We start from the raw sequence: 20,518 nt of genomic DNA on the forward strand, positions 1-20,518 counted from the left end.
TGTCCGGTCAGACAACAGCTTTGGGCTGCAAAGTTCCGGTGGCAGAGCCTGCGCCACCTCGTTAATGTCCACCGGACAGGAGACGACGCATGACACACACGATCCGGCCACAGCCTGGTATAATGGACATCGCCCTTTATCAGGGCGGAGCGTCGCATATTGCCGGACAGGCCGATCCTCTCAAGCTCAGTTCAAACGAAAACCCGTTTGGGTCGAGCCCGCGCAGTATAGAAGCGGTTGTTGAAGCCGCGTCCGGATTGCACCGATATCCGTCCACCGATCATGTGGCGTTGCGCGAGGCCATTGCAGAGGTGCATGGATTGGATGCGCAGTGTATCATTTGCGGTGTCGGCTCGGACGAAATTCTGAATTTGCTGGCTCTGGCCTATGCGGGTCCAGGTGATGAGGTCCTATACACGGAGCACGGCTTTTCGCTGTATCGCATCTTTGCCTTGTCGGCAGGTGCAACCCCGGTTGTGGCGCCTGAAACAGATCGGCGTGTAGACATTGATGCCCTCATTGCGCGTATCACCGATGCCACTCGGTTGATTTACATTGCAAATCCGGCCAACCCGACCGGGACGGCGCTTGACCAGGCAGAACTGTCCCGGTTGGCACATGCCGTGCCATCCGGTTGCCTGCTGGTGCTTGACGGGGCCTATGCCGAGTTTTTCGATGAGTATGATGGTGGTGCCGCGCTGGTGACAGCGCACGAAAATATTGTCATGACGCGGACGTTCTCAAAGCTCTATGGGTTGGGCGGATTGCGTGTGGGTTGGGGGTACGCGCCGCATCCTGTCATTGATGTGCTCAATCGCATCCGAGGGCCCTTTAACATGTCGGCTGTGGCTTTGGCCGGCGCCGAAGCAGCGGTGCGGGACCGGGATTTTGTCAAAACCTGCCTTGAAGAAAACGCGGAACAACGCGCGCGGCTGACGGTTGGTTTACGCCAGTTGGGTATTGCCTGCGACACCAGCCATACCAATTTCGTCCTGGCGCGATTTGCCAACGAGGCAGAGGCTTTGAACGCGGATGCCCATCTGAAGGCAGCGGGCATTCTGGTGCGCCTGGTCAAGGGATACGGGTTCCCGCAAGCGCTGCGGATCACGGTCGGACGGTCCGAAGATATGACCCGCGTCCTAGCAGCCCTTGGGTCGTTCAGAGGCGCGCAATGAGTGTGATATACAACCGCGTGGCGTTGATCGGTCTGGGGCTGATTGCCTCGTCGATGTTTTGGGGGATGAAGCGCAAAAGCCTGGCGGGCGAAGTGACAGGCTATGCGCGCAGCTCGGCAACACGTGAAACGGCGCGGCGTATTGGCCTGTGTGACGCTGTATGCGACAGCCTTCAGGAGGCGGTCAAAGACGCCGATTTGATCGTCCTCTGCGTGCCCGTTGGTGTAATGGGGGATGTTGCGCGCGAGATTGGGCCGCATTTGAAACCGGGCGCCACGGTCACGGATGTCGGGTCGGTAAAACGCGATGTTATCGAAAATGTGCAGCCCCATTTGGCAGACAGTGTCCATTTCATCCCCGGTCACCCTCTGGCCGGGACAGAACATTCCGGTCCCGAAGCAGGCTTTGCTGAGCTTTTCGACAACCGTTGGTGCCTGCTGGTGCCTGTCGCCGGAAGCGATCCCGAAGCCATCGCCCGATTGCGTGCCTTGTGGGAGGGACTGGGTAGCAATGTGGAGGAAATGGAAGCAGATCACCATGATCTGGTTCTGGCCGTGACCAGCCATGCGCCGCATCTGATCGCCTATACGATGGTGGGTGTGGCAGACGATTTGCGCCGCGTCACGGACAGCGAGGTGATCAAATACTCGGCCGCAGGTTTTCGGGATTTTACCCGCATCGCAGCCAGTGATCCGACCATGTGGCGGGATGTTTTCCTGACGAACAAGGATGCAACCCTCGAAATTTTGGGACGATTCACAGAGGAACTTTTCGCCTTACAACGGGCAATCCGCACCGGCGACGGCGACCATTTGCACGATTACTTCACACGCACGCGCGCGATCCGGCGCGGCATCATCGAGGCAGGTCAGGACACCGATGCGCCAGACTTTGGGCGTAGCAAGAGCGCTAAATGAGGGTCTGGGCGATTGTTTTTCTACTGGCCACCAATGCGGCAATAGCGGCGCCCCCTGCAACATCTTTGAGACCAGTTGTCCGGCCGACCGCCCTTGCCGGAACGCAATCGGTGACGTTGGACCCATCGGGCGCTCTCACGCCTGCGCAACGATCTCAAGCAGCCAATGCGGCCGTTCCGAAAAGCGACGCACCACGCAGTTCTTTGCGCCCAAAGATGCGCACGCGTGCGGTAAAACGGGCGATCCGCAAAGAACAGAAATTGCGTGCCAAGGGCGCGGTCTGTGGTGACCCGGATATTCAGGGCGATATCGTCGGCCGGGTGCCGGGAAAAGTCGCTGGCTGCGGCGTGTCCAAAGCGGTCCGAGTTCGGTCAGTGTCAGGCATTGCGCTCAGCCATCAATCCGTCATGGATTGCGGCACCGCGCAAGCGCTCAAAACATGGGTGGACAATTCCGTCAAACCCGCATTGCGCAAAAAAGGTGGCGGGCTCGCGGGCCTTCGCGTGGCCGCGCATTACGCCTGCCGCACACGTAACAACAAAATAGGCGCACGTATTTCCGAGCATGGCAAAGGTCGCGCGATTGATATTTCCGGTTTTGTGTTGCGCGATGGGTCCATGATCACGGTTTTGAAGGGATGGACGGCGCGAGACACGAGTCAGGCGTTGCGGGAAATCCATCGCGGGGCTTGTGGCCCTTTTGGCACCGTGCTTGGCCCCCATGCCGATAGCTATCACCGCGACCACTTCCATTTCGACACGGCACGCTATCGCAGCGGCACCTACTGCCGTTAACGCAAGACCAAGCGCGGTGCTTCGCCCAAAGGTATGAACCCCAGAGAAATGAACCCGTCCCGCAGAGTGAGCGTCAAATCCAGAGTTTCCGAATTGCCTGACAGGCTTGCAAACGTCGACAAGGCCTGTTCGATCTGCGGTCGTATGGCTGCGGGCAAAGCGCCGGATTTCTCCGCAAGGTTTAACATCGCGCGCCAGTTTCGGGCCTGTAGGCTGACGGTGCCGCTGGCAGCCCCCGCGGCATCAACATCCAACGCGGCTGCAAAGCGCAATTGCAATTCGCCCCAAAGCGCCTCTGCCTGTTGTACTGCGATCCGTCGCGGTTGCGGGCGGGACACTTCCAGCGCCGTGATGTCCCACGGTCGGTCAAAAGTCACCGTAGAGGTCAAGGTGAATTGATCGAAAGCAACGGGCCAGTCTTGCGGAATGCTCAGGGCGGCACGCGGTACAGCACCCGGTCGCAAGGCGTCGACATCTAGCTCGAACTGGTATTGCGAGGCGTCTTCTTCGTCTTGCGTGATCAAAACCCGGGATGCGCTACCTGCCAGCACGTCCCCGGCGGCGGCCTTAAGCAACCAGGCGTCCGCGTTGGCCTGCATTGTCTCCAATGCCAGCGACTTATTGGTTTTTACGTGAAGTCTGGCCTGCGCGTTTTGGGTGAGCAGCTGGTTTTGCCCCTCTGGGCTTGCCAATAGCATGGGATCATCCGGCAGAACCAATGTGACATTGCCCGGATCCCAGGCAGGCGCCAGCAAGGTCAGTTTTGAGCTTTCCAGTGCGATGCCAGTATCGGGATCCGCCAACGCCAGATCTTTCAGTGTGATTTGAATGTCGGCGGGGTACCCGTCAAAGGCAATAGCGGTTGTTTCTGCTTGCCAGCCTTCTGCCTGTCGCGCAGTTAACCAGCCGTCGATACCGCGCACTGCGCCGATCGTGGCCAGAGCCCACCATCCACTCCACACCACGGCTGCCCAGACAATCAGCCAAATTACCCGTCGCATGACTGCGCCCTTTCCCTTGTCGCTTAATTGAGGTTTACGCATTGCAACCAAGGAGAACCAGCAAGATGACGATGTGGGTATTCGGTTACGGCAGCCTGCTATGGAATCCCGGATTTGACGTTGCCGAGCGGTGTGTGGGCACCTTGCCGGGCTATGCGCGGTCGTTTTGCATGCGGTCCATTCACCATCGGGGCACCGAGACGGAACCCGGGCTGGTCCTGGCGCTGGACGAAGAGCCCGCGCATGTTTGCGAAGGGGTGGCACTGGCCGTCGCCACAGGACACGAGGCGCAAACCCTGATCTATTTGCGCGAACGTGAATTGATCTCATCCGCCTATCTGGAACGCGAACTCGACATCGATCTGGTCGATGGCCGTCGGGTCAAGGCGCTGTGCTATGTCATCAACCCAGAACACGTACAGTATTGTGGCGGAATGCCGCTGGAAGAACAGGCGCAGATCATCGCAAAGGCAAAGGGCGGCATGGGGCCAAACACTGAATATTTGTTTAATACGACAGCACATCTGACCGATATTGGCCTGCACGATCCCGACCTTGAGTGGCTCAGCCAACGGGTTCGTCACCTCACCGCATAAATCCTTGGCGCTAGGGGCCGTTTTCAGTGTAAGCTACCGCACGAGCAGAACAATAAGGCGCAGGAGCAACAGCGCATGGTATTGCCAGAGCATGAGGTACGACCGGTCTTTTCGCAACCGGTGCGACAAATATCTCTGATGTTGATTGTCCTTGCTCTGTCAGGTTTTGGCAGTTTTCTGGCGTTGCCCCGGGTGCTGCCGGTCTTTGAGGCCAATCCCTATCTCAACGGGTTCATCATCTTCGTGTTCTTCCTCGGTGTCCTCGCTTGTTTCTATCAGGTGTTCCAACTGATCGGATCGGTGCGTTGGATCGAGCGCTTTGCATCAGATTCGCTCGACAGCAGCGGCAAAGCGCCGCAAATGTTGGCCCCGCTTGCCGCTTTGCTGCGTGCCCGCGGCGCACGCATGCAGGTGAGCGCGTCGTCGACTCGATCGATCCTTGATTCCGTGGTCAACCGCATCGAAGAGGCGCGGGAGATCACACGCTACATCGTGAGCATGCTGATATTCCTGGGCCTTCTGGGGACATTCTACGGTCTGGCAACCACTGTGCCCGCCATTGTTGATACCATATCCAGCCTTGCGCCTGAGGAGGGCGAAGGCGGGGTGCAGGTGTTCAACCGCTTGATGAGTGGATTGCAGACCCAATTGGGCGGTATGGGCGTTGCCTTTGCATCTTCCCTCCTGGGTCTTGCAGGGTCCCTGATCGTGGGGCTTCTCGAACTCTTTGCTGGTCACGGTCAGAACCGGTTCTACCGCGAACTGGAAGAATGGCTCAGCTCGATCACGCGGGTCGGATTCAGCTCCGGCGATGAAGCATCTGGCGATCAAGGCGCTTTGGCTGCCGTGGTGGAACATATGGTGGAGCAGATGGAAAGCTTACAGCTGATGTTTCAGAAATCTGACGTCAGCCGGGCCGAAGTCAATGAAAACCTAGGCGCGCTGGCAAGTTCTATCCAGCGTATGACGCAAAAAATGGATGGCATGGATCCGGCAAGCGTGGCGCTGGAGCGGGTCGCTGCCGGGCAGGAACGATTGATTTCAGCCTTGGAAAACCAGACCCATGGCGACAGTGGTATCGATGCAGAAAGCCGCATGCGTCTTCGATCCATTGATGTGCAGATGCTGCGGATACTCGAAGAGATATCCGCAGGACGCCAGGAAAGCATGGCAGAACTGCGTATGGAAATGTCCAGGCTGACCGAAGCCCTGCAAACGGGCCGGTCACGTGCCAGGACCACGATCAAGTCCGGAGATCGGTGAGCATGGCGCTGTCTCGACGCACAGGCGCACGGTTTCAGGCTTCGATCTGGCCCGGGTTCGTTGACGCAATGACCGGTCTGTTGCTGGTTTTGATGTTCGTGCTGACGATTTTCATGGTGGTTCAGTTTGTTCTGACCGAGCGCATCTCCGGGCAGGAAACCGAATTGGACCAGCTGGCGGGGGAGGTTGCCGCGCTGGCGCAGGCGCTCGGACTGGAACAGCAAACAAACAGCACCCTTGAGACGCGCGTCGGCGAGTTGAGCAGTTCATTGACGGATGCGCAGACGCAAATTGCCAGTCTTTCTGCTACAAGAGACGCGCAAGCCGCGGCATTAAACGCCGCCCAAACGCAAATCACCAGCTTCGAAGCGCAAGTTGCAGCGTTGATTGCGCAACGCGATACCGCGCTTGGCGATGTTGCGGCTTTGGAGCAAACCCGTGAAGCCCTGGAGCAAACGCAAGCTGAATTGCTGAGCGAGCAGGAAGCGCTGAACTTGGCGCTTGCGGGTGCGCGCACCGAAATTGATGCGCAAGTCGAGGCGGCGCGTTTGGCGGCTGCGCGGAGGGAGGCATTGGATGCTCTTGTGGCCGATCTGAATGCGCGCAATGCGGCTGTCGAAAATCAGGTCGATCAATTGACCGCAAATCTGGAGCAGACTCGCGAAGCGCTTAGCGCGGAAGAAGCTGCACGGCTGGCGGAAGCTGCGGCAGCCGAGGCCTTGCAGGCCCGGTTGGAGAATGCTGATGCAGAGTTGACGACCATGACCCTCGCGCTCGAGGCGCAGCGTCAGGAAGCCGAGGACACGTTGACGCTGCTCGCAGCAGCGCGGGCTTCGGAAAGCAAGCTGGACCTTCAATTGGCAGCCGCGCTGATCCGTTTGCAAGGCGTTGAAGGCAACCTGGCAACTGCCACGGAAGAGGCAGAGGCATTGCGTCGCGCCGAGATCGCGTTGCAATCTGAATTGCGGGCCGCACAGCGTGAAGCGGCGACGAACAAACAATCAGAGCAATCACAGCAGGAAGAGCTGCGCGCGGAACAGGCGCGATTGCGTGATCAACTGGCAATGGCACTGGCGGCCAAGTTGGCGGCAGAAACGTTGGCTGAAACGACAACCTCGGAAGCTGAACGCCGCGCAGCCTTGCTGGCGCAAGCGCAGCGCTCATTGTCGGAAGAACAAGAGATCAGCAACGAGGCACAGCGGCAGACTGAGTTGTTGAACCAACAGGTTGCAGCACTTCGGGCACAGCTGGGCGGATTGCAGTCGTTGCTCGATGATGCTCAGGCGCGGGATGCAGCCTCGCAAGTGCGTCTGCAATCACTTGGTTCCGAGCTCAATACAGCGCTGGCGCGCGTGGTTGCCGAAGAACGCCGCCGCGCCGAGTTGGAAGAAGCGGAGCGGATCAGGCTTGCCGAAGAAGCGGCCCGGCTTGCCGAAGAAGCTGCCCGTTTGACCGAGGAGACAAAAGATCTTGAACAGTACCGATCCGAGTTTTTCGGGCGCTTACGTGATGTTCTGGGGCGACAGGAAGGCGTTCGTATTGAAGGCGACCGGTTTGTTTTTTCCTCAGAGGTCCTTTTTGCACCGGGGCGCGCGGATCTCTCGCTTGAAGGACAAGGAGAAGTTGCCAAAGTAGCCCAGATCATAGCGAGTGTCGCGGACGAGATACCGCCGGAAATTGATTGGATCATCCGAGTGGATGGGCATACCGACAATTTGCCTCTGTCGGGTTTTGGTGAATTTGCGGACAACTGGGAGTTAAGCCAAGGGCGCGCACTGTCGGTCGTCAAATTCATGGTCAATGCATTGGGTATTTCGCCGAATCGATTGGCCGCAAATGGTTTTGGCCAATATCAGCCCGTGGCGGTTGGAGATAGCGAAGAAGCCCGCGCCTTGAACAGGCGGATTGAGTTGAAATTCACTGAAAAGTAGACGTTTTACGCGCCGTGCTTAAAGCACTCAATGATCTTGAAATCCTCATATGGGCAAGATTTGCAATGATATCGGCTTACTGCGAGTCGGTTCCTGCATCGAAAAGCATTTGTTTTTCGTGAAATAGCATCTGTCACATAAGCCCCCGCCACATGTCATGTGGCGGGTTTTGTAAGTTTGGGAGTTATTCAGCAGTCAGAAGAGGTGGCTTGTTGCCAGAAAGACGCGGCTTGTCCGGTCCTTCGATCTTCAGATCGAGCTCGCCACCCTTGATGCCAACCTTAACAATGCCGCCTTTTGCCAGTTTTCCAAACAGCAGATCTTCGGCCAATGGCTTCTTGATATGCTCCTGAATGACACGTCCAAGAGGTCTGGCGCCCATTTTTGCATCATACCCTTTGTTCGCCAGCCACTCAGCGGCAGGTTTGGTTAGTTCGATGGTGACATTTCGATCCATCAGCTGTGCTTCCAACTGCAGAACGAATTTTTCGACCACCCGCAGGATAACTTCCTTAGGCAACGGCGCAAAACTGATGACCGCATCCAACCGGTTTCGAAACTCCGGCGTGAATGTACGTTCAATCGCAGCGGTATCCTCGCCCTCCCGGCGGTCTCGACCAAAGCCAATGGCTTCCTTGGCTTGCTCTGCCGCACCCGCATTCGAGGTCATGATCAGGACTACATTGCGGAAATCGACCGTTCTCCCGTTGTGATCTGTCAGCTTCCCGTGATCCATTACCTGCAACAGAATATTATAGACGTCCGGATGGGCTTTTTCCATTTCATCAAGCAACAAGACGCAATGTGGATGCTGGTCGACGCCATCGGTAAGCATGCCGCCTTGGTCAAAACCAACGTAGCCTGGAGGCGCTCCGATCAGGCGGCTGACCGCGTGCTTTTCCATATATTCCGACATATCAAAGCGCAGCAGTTCAACACCCAGCGTATCCGCCAACTGTTTGGCAACCTCGGTCTTGCCCACCCCGGTCGGTCCTGCAAAAAGGTAGTTGCCGATCGGTTTTTCAGGTTCGCGCAGACCAGCACGTGCCAGTTTGATTGCCGAAGACAGTGCGTCGATGGCGTTATCCTGTCCGAACACCACGCGTTTGAGAGACCCTTCTAGGTCTTTCAAAACCTCCGCGTCATCTTTGGACACGTTTTTTGGGGGAATGCGCGCGATTTTCGCAACAACATTCTCGATTTCCTTGGTGCCGATGGTCTTCCGACGCTTGGCCGCTACGACCAAGTGCTGTGCAGCGCCTGCTTCATCGATGACGTCAATTGCCGAATCCGGCAGCTTGCGATCATTGATGTAGCGTGAGGCCAGTTCCACGGAGGACTTAATCGCATCCGCCGTGTATTTTACGGAATGATGGTCTTCGAAATAAGGTTTGAGGCCGCGCAGGATTTTGACAGCATCTTCGACGGAAGGTTCGTTCACGTCGATTTTCTGGAAACGGCGGCTTAGCGCACGATCCTTTTCGAAATGCTGCCGAAACTCTTTGTACGTGGTTGAGCCCATGGTCCGCAGTTTGCCACCAGCTAACGCTGGCTTCAGCAGGTTGGACGCGTCCATCGCGCCGCCAGAGGTAGCACCCGCGCCAATGACGGTGTGAATCTCGTCAATGAACAGAACCGCATCATGATGTTCTTCGAGCTCGGAGACCACGGCCTTCAACCGTTCCTCGAAATCGCCGCGATAGCGTGTACCCGCCAAAAGTGCGCCCATGTCGAGCGAGTAAATCGTCGTGTTTTCCAAGACTTCAGGCGTTTCACCCGCGACGATCTTTCGCGCGAGACCTTCTGCAATCGCCGTTTTGCCAACCCCGGGATCGCCAACCAATAGAGGATTGTTCTTGCGGCGACGACAGAGCACTTGAATGCAACGTTCGACCTCGGAATCCCGTCCAATCAGCGGATCAATATCGCCTTCGCGGGATTTGGCATTCAAATCCACACAATACTTCTCGAGGGCGCTCTCTTTTTTCTCACCTTCCGTGACACCCTGGGTTTCTTCTTCGTGCTCCGGGGCACCGGAAACCGGTCGCGGCTCTCCGAAGGCCGGATCTTTTGCAACACCATGCGCGATGAAATTTACCGCGTCATAGCGCGTCATGTCCTGTTCTTGCAGGAAATAGGCCGCGTTGCTTTCGCGCTCCGCGAAAATCGCCACCAACACATTTGCACCAGTTACTTCCGTGCGTCCAGATGATTGCACGTGGATGGCGGCGCGCTGGATAACCCGCTGGAACGCAGCCGTTGGCACCGCTTCGGAGCCATCTACATCTGTCACCAGATTACTGAGGTCCTCGTCCACGAATTCGACTAGCGTCGCGCGCAAGTCGTCGATGTCGACGCTGCAGGCCTTCATCACGCGGGTCGCATCCGGCTCATCTATCAAGGCAAGCAGAAGGTGCTCAAGCGTGGCGAATTCATGGCGCCGTGCATTGGCAAGAGCCAATGCTGAATGAATTGCCTGTTCCAGTGTGGTCGAAAATGAAGGCACAATAAGCGCTCCTTCTGATCGGGGTCGGTGGAGGATCTGATTCATGTCGATCCGTAAGACGACCATGGCCTCATAGTGTTAGAGTTTGGTTGATCATGGCCCGGCTTCAAGTTTTTTCTTCAATTTACCGGTCACAAATTATGTGAATTCGTTTCGGAAGGCAGTGTTTTAGGCGTTAGAAGGCGTCCTTGCGGGCGCGAATTTCGGCGAAGACCTGAGCATTTGTTGCGTTTGCTAGACCCAAACGGTTTCGAATGTCGGCGTTTTGGGCACGTAGAAATGGATTTGTGGCCATTTCAAGTGCCAGAGTTGACGGGACGGTCGGGACACCAGCAGCTCGGGCTGCGTCGATCTCTTGAGACCGCGATATAAGTTCCAGATTATCAGGGTCAATGGTTAACGCAAACTTAGCATTCGATGCGGTGTATTCATGTCCCGAAAAAATAAGTGTGTTTTCTGGCAGCGCCGTCAGCTTGCCAAGGCTGGACCACATCTGATCCGCCGTGCCTTCAAACAGCCTGCCGCACCCTAAGGCCATCAAACTATCGGCTGTGAAAGCCGCATCGGCGTCCGCCACATAGTAAGCGATATGTCCAACAGTATGCCCTGACACATCTAAGATCTGCACCGCATGACCGGCAAACGAAAAGGTCTCAGCATCGGATACCTTTCGGTCCAACGCGGGCAAACGATGGGCATCGGATGCCGCACCTGTTACGGTGGCCTGGTGTTCATCTAAAACGCGTGCCAAACCTTGTACGTGATCCGCATGATGATGAGTGATCCAAACCTCGCTGAGGGCCCATCCCCTCTTTTTGAGCGTGCTCAAGATCGGCTCTGCTTCGGGGACGTCAACAAGCGCTGTTTTGCCGGAAGCTTCATCATGCACCAAAAATGCATAGTTGTCCGACAAACAAGGGACGGTCACAATTTCGACAGGCATGGTCATTTACCTCTGGTTTTGCAAAGCTGGGAACAGAGTGACCGATACCGAGGCTGGCTGCAATGCATCTGGACGTTCAGGATCTGCGAAATTTTTACTACCGGTCGGCCTTGGGTCGCGCGGCACAGTCGAGCTTGCAGGCGCGGGTGGGCGAGATTTGGCCTGAAGCCAAAGGTCAGACGGTCGTGGGTTTTGGGTTTGCAGCGCCTTTGCTGCGGCCCTATCTCAAGGATGCGCGACGGGTCATCGCGTTGATGCCCGGGCCGCAGGGGGTGATGCCTTGGCCAACGGGGAAGCCAAATGTATCGGTGCTGAGCGAGGAGACACTCTGGCCATTGGAAACGGGGCATGTGGACAAGCTACTGCTGCTGCATGCGCTTGAGACATCAGAACGCGCTTCGGACTTGTTGGAAGAATGTTGGCGCGTGTTGGGCCCCGGTGGCCGGGCTCTGTTCATTGTGCCGAACCGCGCTGGTCTGTGGGCCCGACGTGATCGGACCCCTTTCGGTTACGGCAGACCCTACTCACCAGGCCAGCTCGAAACGCAACTGCGTAAACACCAGTTTCTACCCGAACGCCACGCGGGAGCCCTGTATCAGGTGCCATCCTCAAAGCGCTGGTGGATGAAATCGGCACCCGCCTTTGAAAAAATCGGCCGCCGTGTGCCGACGATGATGGCTGGCGGGGCTTTCATGGTTGAAGCCACGAAACTGGTATATCCTCCGAAAGGCAAAATTGCACCTACGCGCATACGTCGTGCCAGTGCGGTGTTGGAGCCCACCGCGAAACCCGTTTAGAGAACCAAGCGCTATTTCATGCAATCTCACGGTTGATCAAAATGCCGTAATTTGAAGCTCGGGAATCGCAAAAACGAATTTTAATTGTCCGAAAACGCAAACTTTCTGAGTGGCCAAACGGTCGCACTTGGCCCAAGTTACTGAAAACACGATAAAAGCCATGGAATCGGTGTTCATTATCATATGTTGCGGGGTGTGATCCTCTCTGCTACATCACCGCTGATTTCGACGTCTTGAGTAATTTCAAGCCGCGCCAACACTCTCGGTGACGCGATAGTTTCGTGTATCCGGGTCCGACTATCGAAAGGGTGGACGTGTCAGAAACAGCTTCGATTTCCACAAGCATTGCCGCGCGATATGCTACGGCTGTTTATGAAATTGCCAAAGATGGAAAAGCCATCCCAGCACTAGAAAACGACCTTGATATGCTGCAGGCCGCACTTGCGGACAGTGAGGACTTTCGAGCATTGATCCATTCTCCTGTTTACACGCGCGACGAACAAGGCGCTGCGATCAAGGCTTTGGCAGAGAAAATGGATCTGTCGGGTACGGTCAGCAATACACTTGCCCTGATGGCGCAGAATAGGCGCTTGTTCGTATTGCCGCAGTTCGTCTCGACATTGCGTGAGGTGATCGCCGCGGAAAAAGGTGAAGTCACCGCAGACGTCACCTCCGCCAAGGCGCTGACGAAAACACAGGCTGACAAGTTGGCCAAAACACTGAAAGCCTCCACAGGTAAAACCGTCACACTCAATGCGACCGTCGATGAAAGCCTCATCGGCGGTCTTGTTGTAAAAGTTGGTTCGCGCATGATCGATACCTCGATCCGCTCGAAACTGAATTCCCTCCAGAACGTAATGAAAGAGGTCGGATAAATGGGTATCCAAGCAGCAGAAATTTCTGCGATCCTGAAAGACCAGATCAAGAATTTCGGTCAAGAAGCTGAAGTGGCCGAAGTGGGTCGCGTGTTGTCCGTTGGCGACGGTATTGCGCGCGTCTACGGTCTGGACAATGTTCAGGCCGGTGAAATGGTCGAATTCCCCGGTGGCATTCAGGGCATGGCGCTGAACCTCGAAGCCGACAATGTCGGCGTTGTGATTTTCGGTTCCGACCGAGACATCAAAGAAGGCGACACGGTCAAGAGAACCAATTCGATTGTGTCCGTGCCAACCGGTGATGAACTTTTGGGGCGCGTTGTGGACGGTCTGGGCAACCCGATTGATGGCAAGGGCCCGATCAACGCGAAGACATCTTCGGTTGCGGACGTCAAAGCGCCGGGCATCATCCCACGCAAGTCAGTGCATGAGCCGATGGCAACTGGCCTAAAGGCCGTAGATTCGATGATCCCGATTGGCCGCGGCCAGCGCGAGTTGATCATTGGCGATCGTCAGACCGGCAAAACCGCCGTGGCGCTCGATGCGATCTTGAACCAGAAGTCCGTGAACGATGATGCGGGCGACGACGAGGGCAAAAAGCTTTACTGCGTCTATGTCGCGATTGGCCAGAAACGCTCCACCGTTGCGCAGCTTGTGAAAAAGCTCGAGGAAACCGGCGCGATTGAATATTACATCGTTGTGGCTGCGACCGCTTGCGAGCCTGCGCCCATGCAGTTCCTCGCCCCCTATTCCGCGAGCGCAATGGCCGAGCATTTCCGTGATAATGGCCGTCATGCTTTGATCATTTATGACGACCTCTCCAAACAAGCGGTATCTTATCGCCAGATGTCCCTGTTGCTGCGTCGCCCACCGGGCCGTGAAGCCTACCCTGGCGAGGTTTTCTATCTTCACTCCCGCCTGCTGGAACGCTCTGCGAAGCTTGGCGACGATGCCGGCAACGGATCTCTGACGGCCTTACCGATCATTGAAACGCAAGGTGGCGACGTTTCCGCCTTTATTCCCACAAACGTGATCTCAATCACCGATGGTCAGATTTTCCTTGAGACCGAACTCTTCTATCAAGGCATCCGTCCTGCCGTGAATACCGGTCTGTCGGTGTCGCGCGTTGGTTCGTCGGCGCAAACCAAAGCCATGTCTTCTGTGGCCGGTCCGGTGAAATTGTCGCTGGCGCAATACCGCGAAATGGCGGCCTTTGCGCAATTTGGGTCCGATCTTGATGCTTCCACTCAGCAGTTGCTGGCCCGGGGTGCACGTCTGACCGAATTGATGAAGCAGTCGCAGTATGCGCCCTTGACCAACGCGGAAATCGTCTGCGTCATTTTTGCGGGTACCAATGGTTTCCTCGACAAGATCGACGTCAAGGACGTGGGTCGTTTTGAGGCCGGGATGCTGGCGCATTTGCGTTCCAAACATCAGGCGTTGCTGGACGACATCACCAACAACGACCGGAAGGTAAAAGACGAGCTGGCCGACAGTATCAAGGCTGCGCTCGATGAATTCGCCGCTGATTTCGCTTAAGAGGTAGGCCCATGCCAAGTCTTAAGGATCTCAAAAACAGGATCGAGTCGGTCAAATCGACCCGCAAGATAACCAAGGCGATGCAAATGGTTGCAGCTGCGAAGCTGCGCCGTGCCCAGGAAGCTGCGGAACAGTCGCGCCCTTATACAGAACGGTTCAACGCCGTGATGGCTGGGCTGGCGGCCTCCGTTGGTGGGTCTGACTCCGCGCCCAAGCTGCTGTCCGGAACTGGTAGCGACAAGGTGCAGCTTCTGATCGTCATGACATCTGAACGCGGCCTTTGTGGTGGCTTCAACTCAAACATCGCGAAACTTGCCCGGACCCATGCGCAAAAGCTGCAGGGCGAAGGAAAAGAGGTGAAAATCCTCACTGTCGGGAAAAAAGGTCGCGACCAGATGAAGCGCGATTACGGCCAATTCTACATTGGCCACGTGGACCTGACGGAAGTGAAACGCGTTGGCTATGTGAACGCCCAGGGCATTGCCAAGGACGTGCTCAGCCGTTTTGACGGTGGAGAATTTGATGTGGCGACGCTCTTCTACGCGAAGTTCGTCAATGTGGTCACGCAAATCCCGACAGCACAACAAATCATACCCGCCACTTTTGACGAGGCGGAAGGCGATGAGGGGTCCACCCTCTTCGACTACGAACCTTCCGAGGAAGCCATTCTGGCAGACTTGTTGCCACGGGGCGTGGCGACGCAGATCTTTGCGGCTCTGCTGGAGAATGGTGCTTCCGAGCAAGGCTCCCGGATGTCTGCGATGGACAACGCCACGCGTAACGCGGGTGAGATGATCGACAAGTTGACCATCCAGTTCAACCGTTCACGCCAAGCCGTTATCACCAACGAGCTGATTGAAATCATTTCCGGCGCAGAAGCGCTGTAGAACAAACCGGAGAAACGACATGGCAAATGCAGTCGGAAAAATCACACAAGTCATCGGCGCGGTCGTTGACGTCCAGTTCGGAGATCACCTGCCGGAGATTCTGAACGCTTTGGAAACAGACAATAACGGCAACCGTCTGGTGCTCGAAGTGGCACAGCACTTGGGCGAAAACACAGTGCGCGCCATTGCGATGGACGCCACCGAGGGTCTGGTGCGTGGCCAAACCGTGACAGACACTGACGGACCGATCTCGATCCCTGTGGGTAACGCTACCTTGGGTCGTATCATGAACGTGGTAGGCGAGCCCATCGACGAAAAAGGTCCTGTGGACGCTGACGAGAGACGCTCCATTCACCAGGACGCGCCAGCCTTTGCCGAACAGTCCACGACATCAGAAGTGCTGGAAACCGGCATCAAGGTCATCGACCTTCTGGCGCCTTATGCCAAAGGCGGCAAGATCGGCCTATTCGGCGGTGCCGGCGTGGGCAAAACGGTTCTCATCATGGAACTGATCAACAACATTGCCAAAGTGCACTCGGGTTTCTCCGTGTTTGCCGGTGTGGGCGAGCGGACACGTGAAGGAAACGACCTTTACCACGAGATGATCGAATCCGCTGTTATCGTGCCAGACAACCTGACCGAATCCAAAGTGGCACTGGTCTACGGCCAGATGAACGAGCCTCCCGGAGCACGGATGCGTGTGGCTCTGACCGGCCTCACACTGGCTGAACAGTTCCGCGACCAGTCCGGTACCGACGTTCTGTTCTTCGTGGATAACATTTTCCGCTTTACGCAGGCGGGTTCCGAGGTGTCTGCTCTCTTGGGTCGTATTCCTTCCGCTGTGGGTTACCAACCAACACTGGCGACGGACATGGGTCAGATGCAGGAACGCATCACATCGACCAAGGCGGGTTCCATTACGTCGGTGCAAGCCGTCTACGTGCCTGCGGACGATCTGACCGACCCGGCCCCTGCGACATCCTTTGCGCACCTTGATGCGACAACGGTTCTGTCCCGTGCGATCTCCGAACTGGGCATCTACCCTGCCGTGGACCCGCTCGATAGCTCCTCGCGTCTGATGGACCCGCAAGTTGTGGGTGAAGAGCATTACCAGGTCGCGCGTGACGTCCAGGGGATCCTGCAGCGTTACAAGTCGCTTCAGGATATCATCGCGATCCTCGGCATGGACGAACTCTCTGAGGAGGACAAGCTGACCGTGGCCCGCGCCCGGAAAACCCAGCGCTTCCTGAGCCAGCCTTTCGATGTTGCCAAAGTTTTCACCGGCTCTGACGGCAAACAGGTGCCGCTCGCGGAAACCATCGAGAGCTTCAAAGCGGTTGTGGCGGGCGATTATGACCACCTTCCCGAAGGCGCCTTCTATATGGTGGGTGGCAGCGAAGAAGTGAAAGCCAAAGCCGAAAAAATGGCGGCTGACGCAGCCTAAGGAGCCGGAACATGGCAGATACGACGCAATTTGACCTGGTCTCGCCCGAGCGGCGGCTTGCCTCTGCGCAGGTCGTATCGGTGCAGATCCCCGGTGCCGATGGTGACATGACAGCGATGGCAGGTCACGCGCCGACCATCACGACTCTGCGCCCCGGTGTGCTCAGCACGGACGGCCCTGATGGTGCGTCCGAGTATATCGTCACAGGCGGTTTCGCTGAAATTACGGCGGCGGGTGTGACGGTTCTGGCAGAACGCGCCATGCCACGCAGCGAGGTGACGTCTGAACATTTGGCCGAGTTGGTCAAAGAAGCCGAAGAGGCGTTGGAAAACGCGAAGTCAGCATTCGTAAACGAGCCCGGCCCGGTAGATGATGCGGCAAAACTGCTGGCGGACATGGTAGCGGTTGGAGACCACATCGGCCTGTGACGCATCCTGCTAACGACATTACAAAAAACCGCTAAACTTTTAGCGGTTTTTTTTCATTTTGACTGTCGGTATCCAAGTTGGTTGCAAAGTTAGAAGGGTTTCAGCTTGCGTCTTTGTCCCTATCAAGGGGCAATTCGGGTAGCAAATTGTCTTCATGCCATTGGGTGGCAAGATCCCATCCCTTGATCACGGGGCGCGTGGGTACAATCTCGTCAGGATGCAGCAGTGCTGTGTCGATTAACCCCTGTCGAGCCGCTACCAATACTGCCTGAAAGATGGACTTGACCCCCAGCTTGCGCATGACTTGGATTTGCAGGTTTTTGGGAGAACCAAACGAGCAGTGCATTTTCAAAGCCGCCGAGGGGTCTTCGCTCATCGCGACAAGACGCAAAAAGCGGATTTCCTCCGGGTTGAGCGGTGTTTGGTTGCTGGCGCCGACCTGCGAGAAATAGACCAATGCGTCGCAGACTGCATGTGCAACGATGTGCAAATCTTCGCGAAACATTCGAAATTGACGGCGTGCGTAATCCGGTGTTTTTACTGTGTTCAAAGCGACCGCGGCCATCAGGCCGGATGGGTAACTGACCTTGAAAATAACGCCATTGCATCCGATGTGATGCGTCTCGGCTGCCTTGAGGTAACGATGTGCTGCGCCATCTTGACCAGTCACGAGTTCATCCAGAAACAGTTCATGCGACTGCGAGATGATGCCAGCGACGATCGGATCATCTGCTGCCAAATTCAGCCGGTCATAGTCATCCCACCATTCGGCCGGCAAGCTTGATATCACACGCCGGGACAGACAGATTTTCCCCTCCTTCAAGATGATGAGTGTAGCATCATCAAATCCGTATTCGCGAGGCATCCGGCCAAAAACAGCGGCAACTTGATCTAGCGTTTCTGCCTCATCGATCTCGCTCATCACGTTTTCGGTCGCAGGATTCCGGGGCAGCAGTCCGTTCTCTTGCGCCAAACGATCCCGGGCGGACCGCAGTTCTTCGATCTTGTCTGAATCAAGACCGCTTCCGGTCGCAATAATATCGTCTAGCAATTCAGCATACCAATTCATCGGGTACTCCATCAGCGCACATTTTGCAGACTTGAACCACCGACGATGGACTTTAGTTGCTGCACCGTTCGTATAGGTAGGATTCTCCTAAAAGGCAGTTAATTTGCGATTCAAATTTTCCGAAAATCCGGTTCAACTGACGTGTGACTCAAATGGCACACCTGTGGTGACCACAATGCCGGGCTTTATGTCGCTGGGCCGCATATTGATTTGCAACAACCGGCAAGGTGCATCGGGTTGGTTGTGGCATCAAGAAAATCTAGCGGCTTCACTTGCCCCGGTTTCGCGTGATCCCAAGTGGGGACAGGCAAAAACTGTTGAGACGGGAGGGTATCTGGATAATCGCTCCACATCCGGCCAGGGGGATTGCGGCGGCTTTTGGGGCTGGTTGGGACAAATCCATCTACCAGGCGACGCTTGTAGTCAAAAAGAGCCGCAGTTACTGCAAGGTAACAGATGCCAGACTACGCAGCGTTAACCCCTCGATGTACGAACTGTGCAGGCGTAGCTTACAGGTAACACACGAAGGATTATCCAATGAATTGGGGTACTATACTCATCGACCCGAAAGGTGCCGCTGCCCTGTGCGCTTGGTTGTTTGTACGCGGTGGGTCCGACTATTCGGCGGCGTACATTCCGTCGTAGATCGGGCTCAGTGTATCCGCTTCGAAAAGCGAAGATACCGACGTGCCGTTCCAGATGTTCAGTATGGCCTGCGCAAACACCGGCGCTGTCGGCACGATGCGGATGTTCTTGGCTGCCTTGACGGCTTCGGTTGCGGCAATGGTATCCGTGGTAACCAGGGACTTCATGACAGAATTGGTGATCCGTTCCACGGCGGGGCCGGACATAATGCCGTGGGTGATATAGGAGTGCACTTCCTTTGCGCCGTTCTCCATGAGAACCTCAGCAGCCTTGCAAAGTGTACCTGCTGTGTCGCACATATCATCCACAATCAGGCACGTTTTCCCCGTAACATCGCCAATTACCTTCATTTCTGCGACTTCTCCGGGTTTTTCGCGCCGTTTATCCACAATGGCGAGAGGAGAATTGATACGTTTGGCCAGCTCGCGCGCCCGTGCCACACCGCCCACGTCCGGGGAGACAATCATTAGCTCGTTCATACGGCTTTTGAAGGCCGTCTTGATGTCCAGCGCAAAGATCGGTGAGGCGTAGAGGTTGTCCACTGGGATATCGAAAAACCCCTGAATTTGCGCGGCATGCAGGTCCATGGTCAGAACCCGCTCGATGCCGGTACCCACCAGCATGTTCGCAACAAGCTTGGCGGTGATCGGCGTGCGCGCTTTGGTACGTCGATCCTGACGGGCATAGCCGAAGTAGGGCAGCACGGCTGTCACGCGTGACGCAGAGGACCGCCGCAGGGCATCTGCCATGATCAGCAGTTCCATCAGGTTGTCATTGGCCGGGTTTGACGTGGATTGCAGGATAAACATGTCTTCACCGCGGACGTTCTCGAAAACCTCCACGAATATCTCGCCGTCGTTGAAGCGCTCGACGCGCGCGTCCACCAGATTCACCGGTTTGCCGCGATGCATCGACATGCGTCGGGCAATGGCACTTGCCAATGGCATGTTGGCATTGCCGGCAATAAGCTTGGGTTCTTGGAAGTCTGGCATGAGGGCGATCCTGAGGTTGCTGGGGGCAAATGTGACAGATTCGTGATGTTGACTTCACCTAACATGGCCTTACCAATCGGCAAAGAACCTGGCAGCTCAAAGGAGCCTCAAAATGGCGCATATCGACCTCTTTTTTTCCACCCTGTCCCCATATGCCTACCTGGCCGGGAACAGAGCGGAAGCCGTGGCCGCAAAACATGGTGCGACGATCACCTACAAGCCGCTCGATATCATGGCGCTCTTTGCACGTACGGGTGGGACACCACCCAAAGACCGACACTTCAGCCGTGTCGAAATGCGCGCGCAGGAATTGGTGCGACAGTCCAAACTGCTGGGCATGCCGCTGAACCTGAAACCCGCTCATTGGCCAACCAATGCAGCGCCTTCGTCTTATGCTTTTATTGCGGCGCAAAATGCCGGGGGTGGAGATCTGGGCAAACTGATGGCCGCGATCCTTCGGTCCGTATGGGCGGATGAAAAAGACATCGCCGAAGACGCAGTCGTGCGGTCTTGTCTGAATGAGGCCGGATTTGATGAGAGCCTTGCGGACAGTGGTATGCTGGAAGGGGCGGAAACCTATGCGGCCAACCTCGAAGAAGCCGTCGAGCGCGGCGTATTTGGCGCGCCGTTCTACATCACAGATGGCGACCAGCGCTTCTGGGGGCAAGACAGAATAGACGATTTGGATGCCCATCTTGCCGGGAAAGTATGACCGG

Annotated in this window: 18 protein-coding genes; 13 read left to right on the forward strand and 5 right to left on the reverse strand. The window is 56.3% G+C overall.

Annotated elements, in window-relative coordinates; all coding sequences use genetic code 11:
* The first annotated feature begins 89 nt into the window (after positions 1-89).
* From hisC to AB8B75_RS05790, 3 genes are read left to right on the forward strand one after another with little or no spacing between them, the layout of a single operon-like run.
* A complete protein-coding gene (hisC, locus tag AB8B75_RS05780; protein WP_405360563.1) occupies positions 90-1,175 on the forward strand; it encodes a histidinol-phosphate transaminase in 1,086 nt (361 codons plus the stop codon).
* Positions 1,172-2,092, forward strand: coding sequence for a prephenate/arogenate dehydrogenase family protein (locus tag AB8B75_RS05785; protein ID WP_405360564.1), 921 nt, complete (start codon positions 1,172-1,174; stop codon positions 2,090-2,092). The genes hisC and AB8B75_RS05785 overlap by 4 nt, the downstream gene beginning before the upstream one ends.
* Positions 2,089-2,886: an extensin family protein gene (locus tag AB8B75_RS05790; protein WP_405360565.1), complete on the forward strand. Its 798-nt coding sequence runs from the start codon at positions 2,089-2,091 to the stop codon at positions 2,884-2,886. Before AB8B75_RS05785 ends, AB8B75_RS05790 begins: the two co-directional genes overlap by 4 nt.
* Here AB8B75_RS05790 and AB8B75_RS05795 read toward each other — a convergent pair.
* Entirely contained in the window at positions 2,883-3,887 is a 1,005-nt protein-coding gene (locus AB8B75_RS05795) for a DUF2125 domain-containing protein (protein ID WP_405360566.1), read from the reverse strand. The genes AB8B75_RS05790 and AB8B75_RS05795 overlap by 4 nt on opposite strands.
* A gap of 65 nt (positions 3,888-3,952) precedes the next feature.
* Here AB8B75_RS05795 and AB8B75_RS05800 point away from each other — a divergent pair, with 65 nt between their 5' ends.
* The 3 genes from AB8B75_RS05800 (at position 3,953) to AB8B75_RS05810 (ending at position 7,677) form a co-directional block, all read left to right on the forward strand.
* A complete protein-coding gene (locus AB8B75_RS05800) occupies positions 3,953-4,483 on the forward strand; it encodes a gamma-glutamylcyclotransferase (RefSeq protein ID WP_405360568.1) in 531 nt (176 codons plus the stop codon).
* 75 nt (positions 4,484-4,558) lie between these two features.
* Positions 4,559-5,746, forward strand: coding sequence for a biopolymer transporter ExbB (locus AB8B75_RS05805; protein ID WP_405360569.1), 1,188 nt, complete (start codon positions 4,559-4,561; stop codon positions 5,744-5,746).
* Between the two features lie 2 nt (positions 5,747-5,748).
* Positions 5,749-7,677, forward strand: a complete 1,929-nt coding sequence (locus tag AB8B75_RS05810) for a peptidoglycan -binding protein (RefSeq protein WP_405360571.1) — start codon at positions 5,749-5,751, stop codon at positions 7,675-7,677.
* Positions 7,678-7,861: 184 nt separating this feature from the next.
* Here the strand turns inward: AB8B75_RS05810 and clpA are convergent, their stop codons facing one another.
* Entirely contained in the window at positions 7,862-10,183 is a 2,322-nt protein-coding gene (clpA, locus tag AB8B75_RS05815) for an ATP-dependent Clp protease ATP-binding subunit ClpA (RefSeq protein ID WP_405360573.1), read from the reverse strand.
* A 175-nt stretch (positions 10,184-10,358) separates the two neighbouring features.
* A complete protein-coding gene (gene gloB / locus AB8B75_RS05820) occupies positions 10,359-11,126 on the reverse strand; it encodes a hydroxyacylglutathione hydrolase (protein ID WP_405360574.1) in 768 nt (255 codons plus the stop codon).
* A gap of 62 nt (positions 11,127-11,188) precedes the next feature.
* Between gloB and AB8B75_RS05825 the strand changes: the two genes are divergently transcribed.
* The 6 genes from AB8B75_RS05825 (at position 11,189) to AB8B75_RS05850 (ending at position 17,096) form a co-directional block, all read left to right on the forward strand.
* A complete protein-coding gene (locus tag AB8B75_RS05825) occupies positions 11,189-11,923 on the forward strand; it encodes a methyltransferase domain-containing protein (protein WP_405360576.1) in 735 nt (244 codons plus the stop codon).
* Positions 11,924-12,237: 314 nt separating this feature from the next.
* Entirely contained in the window at positions 12,238-12,798 is a 561-nt protein-coding gene (locus AB8B75_RS05830) for a F0F1 ATP synthase subunit delta (RefSeq protein ID WP_405360578.1), read from the forward strand.
* The gene (gene atpA, locus AB8B75_RS05835; RefSeq protein ID WP_405360579.1) at positions 12,799-14,337 is read left to right on the forward strand and encodes a F0F1 ATP synthase subunit alpha; all 1,539 of its coding nucleotides are present in this window, start codon (positions 12,799-12,801) and stop codon (positions 14,335-14,337) included. It begins immediately after the preceding gene.
* A gap of 11 nt (positions 14,338-14,348) precedes the next feature.
* Positions 14,349-15,224, forward strand: a complete 876-nt coding sequence (locus tag AB8B75_RS05840) for a F0F1 ATP synthase subunit gamma (protein WP_405360581.1) — start codon at positions 14,349-14,351, stop codon at positions 15,222-15,224.
* 19 nt (positions 15,225-15,243) lie between these two features.
* Entirely contained in the window at positions 15,244-16,668 is a 1,425-nt protein-coding gene (gene atpD / locus AB8B75_RS05845) for a F0F1 ATP synthase subunit beta (protein ID WP_405360582.1), read from the forward strand.
* A gap of 11 nt (positions 16,669-16,679) precedes the next feature.
* A complete protein-coding gene (locus tag AB8B75_RS05850; RefSeq protein WP_405360583.1) occupies positions 16,680-17,096 on the forward strand; it encodes a F0F1 ATP synthase subunit epsilon in 417 nt (138 codons plus the stop codon).
* 100 nt (positions 17,097-17,196) lie between these two features.
* Here the strand turns inward: AB8B75_RS05850 and AB8B75_RS05855 are convergent, their stop codons facing one another.
* Both AB8B75_RS05855 and AB8B75_RS05860 read right to left on the reverse strand, forming a co-directional pair.
* On the reverse strand, positions 17,197-18,165 hold the full coding sequence (locus AB8B75_RS05855) for an autoinducer binding domain-containing protein (RefSeq protein WP_405360585.1): 969 nt from the start codon (positions 18,163-18,165) through the stop codon (positions 17,197-17,199).
* Between the two features lie 617 nt (positions 18,166-18,782).
* A complete protein-coding gene (locus tag AB8B75_RS05860) occupies positions 18,783-19,802 on the reverse strand; it encodes a ribose-phosphate pyrophosphokinase (protein WP_405360586.1) in 1,020 nt (339 codons plus the stop codon).
* Between the two features lie 112 nt (positions 19,803-19,914).
* Between AB8B75_RS05860 and AB8B75_RS05865 the strand changes: the two genes are divergently transcribed.
* Positions 19,915-20,514: a 2-hydroxychromene-2-carboxylate isomerase gene (locus AB8B75_RS05865; protein ID WP_405360588.1), complete on the forward strand. Its 600-nt coding sequence runs from the start codon at positions 19,915-19,917 to the stop codon at positions 20,512-20,514.
* Positions 20,515-20,518: the final 4 nt, after the last annotated feature.

This window comes from Roseobacter sp., from assembly GCF_045106495.1.
Taxonomy (GTDB): domain Bacteria; phylum Pseudomonadota; class Alphaproteobacteria; order Rhodobacterales; family Rhodobacteraceae; genus Roseobacter.

Coding starts and splice junctions, on each gene's coding strand:
- AB8B75_RS05850 (WP_405360583.1), top strand. CDS start 16,680: ATGGCAGATACGACGCAATTTGACCTGGTCTCGCCCGAGCGGCGGCTT.
- AB8B75_RS05805 (WP_405360569.1), top strand. CDS start 4,559: ATGGTATTGCCAGAGCATGAGGTACGACCGGTCTTTTCGCAACCGGTG.
- AB8B75_RS05790 (WP_405360565.1), top strand. CDS start 2,089: ATGAGGGTCTGGGCGATTGTTTTTCTACTGGCCACCAATGCGGCAATA.
- AB8B75_RS05855 (WP_405360585.1), bottom strand. CDS start 18,165: ATGAATTGGTATGCTGAATTGCTAGACGATATTATTGCGACCGGAAGC.
- gloB (WP_405360574.1), bottom strand. CDS start 11,126: ATGCCTGTCGAAATTGTGACCGTCCCTTGTTTGTCGGACAACTATGCA.
- AB8B75_RS05785 (WP_405360564.1), top strand. CDS start 1,172: ATGAGTGTGATATACAACCGCGTGGCGTTGATCGGTCTGGGGCTGATT.
- AB8B75_RS05795 (WP_405360566.1), bottom strand. CDS start 3,887: ATGCGACGGGTAATTTGGCTGATTGTCTGGGCAGCCGTGGTGTGGAGT.
- AB8B75_RS05860 (WP_405360586.1), bottom strand. CDS start 19,802: ATGCCAGACTTCCAAGAACCCAAGCTTATTGCCGGCAATGCCAACATG.
- AB8B75_RS05810 (WP_405360571.1), top strand. CDS start 5,749: ATGGCGCTGTCTCGACGCACAGGCGCACGGTTTCAGGCTTCGATCTGG.
- AB8B75_RS05825 (WP_405360576.1), top strand. CDS start 11,189: ATGCATCTGGACGTTCAGGATCTGCGAAATTTTTACTACCGGTCGGCC.
- AB8B75_RS05840 (WP_405360581.1), top strand. CDS start 14,349: ATGCCAAGTCTTAAGGATCTCAAAAACAGGATCGAGTCGGTCAAATCG.
- AB8B75_RS05800 (WP_405360568.1), top strand. CDS start 3,953: ATGACGATGTGGGTATTCGGTTACGGCAGCCTGCTATGGAATCCCGGA.
- atpA (WP_405360579.1), top strand. CDS start 12,799: ATGGGTATCCAAGCAGCAGAAATTTCTGCGATCCTGAAAGACCAGATC.
- atpD (WP_405360582.1), top strand. CDS start 15,244: ATGGCAAATGCAGTCGGAAAAATCACACAAGTCATCGGCGCGGTCGTT.
- hisC (WP_405360563.1), top strand. CDS start 90: ATGACACACACGATCCGGCCACAGCCTGGTATAATGGACATCGCCCTT.
- AB8B75_RS05865 (WP_405360588.1), top strand. CDS start 19,915: ATGGCGCATATCGACCTCTTTTTTTCCACCCTGTCCCCATATGCCTAC.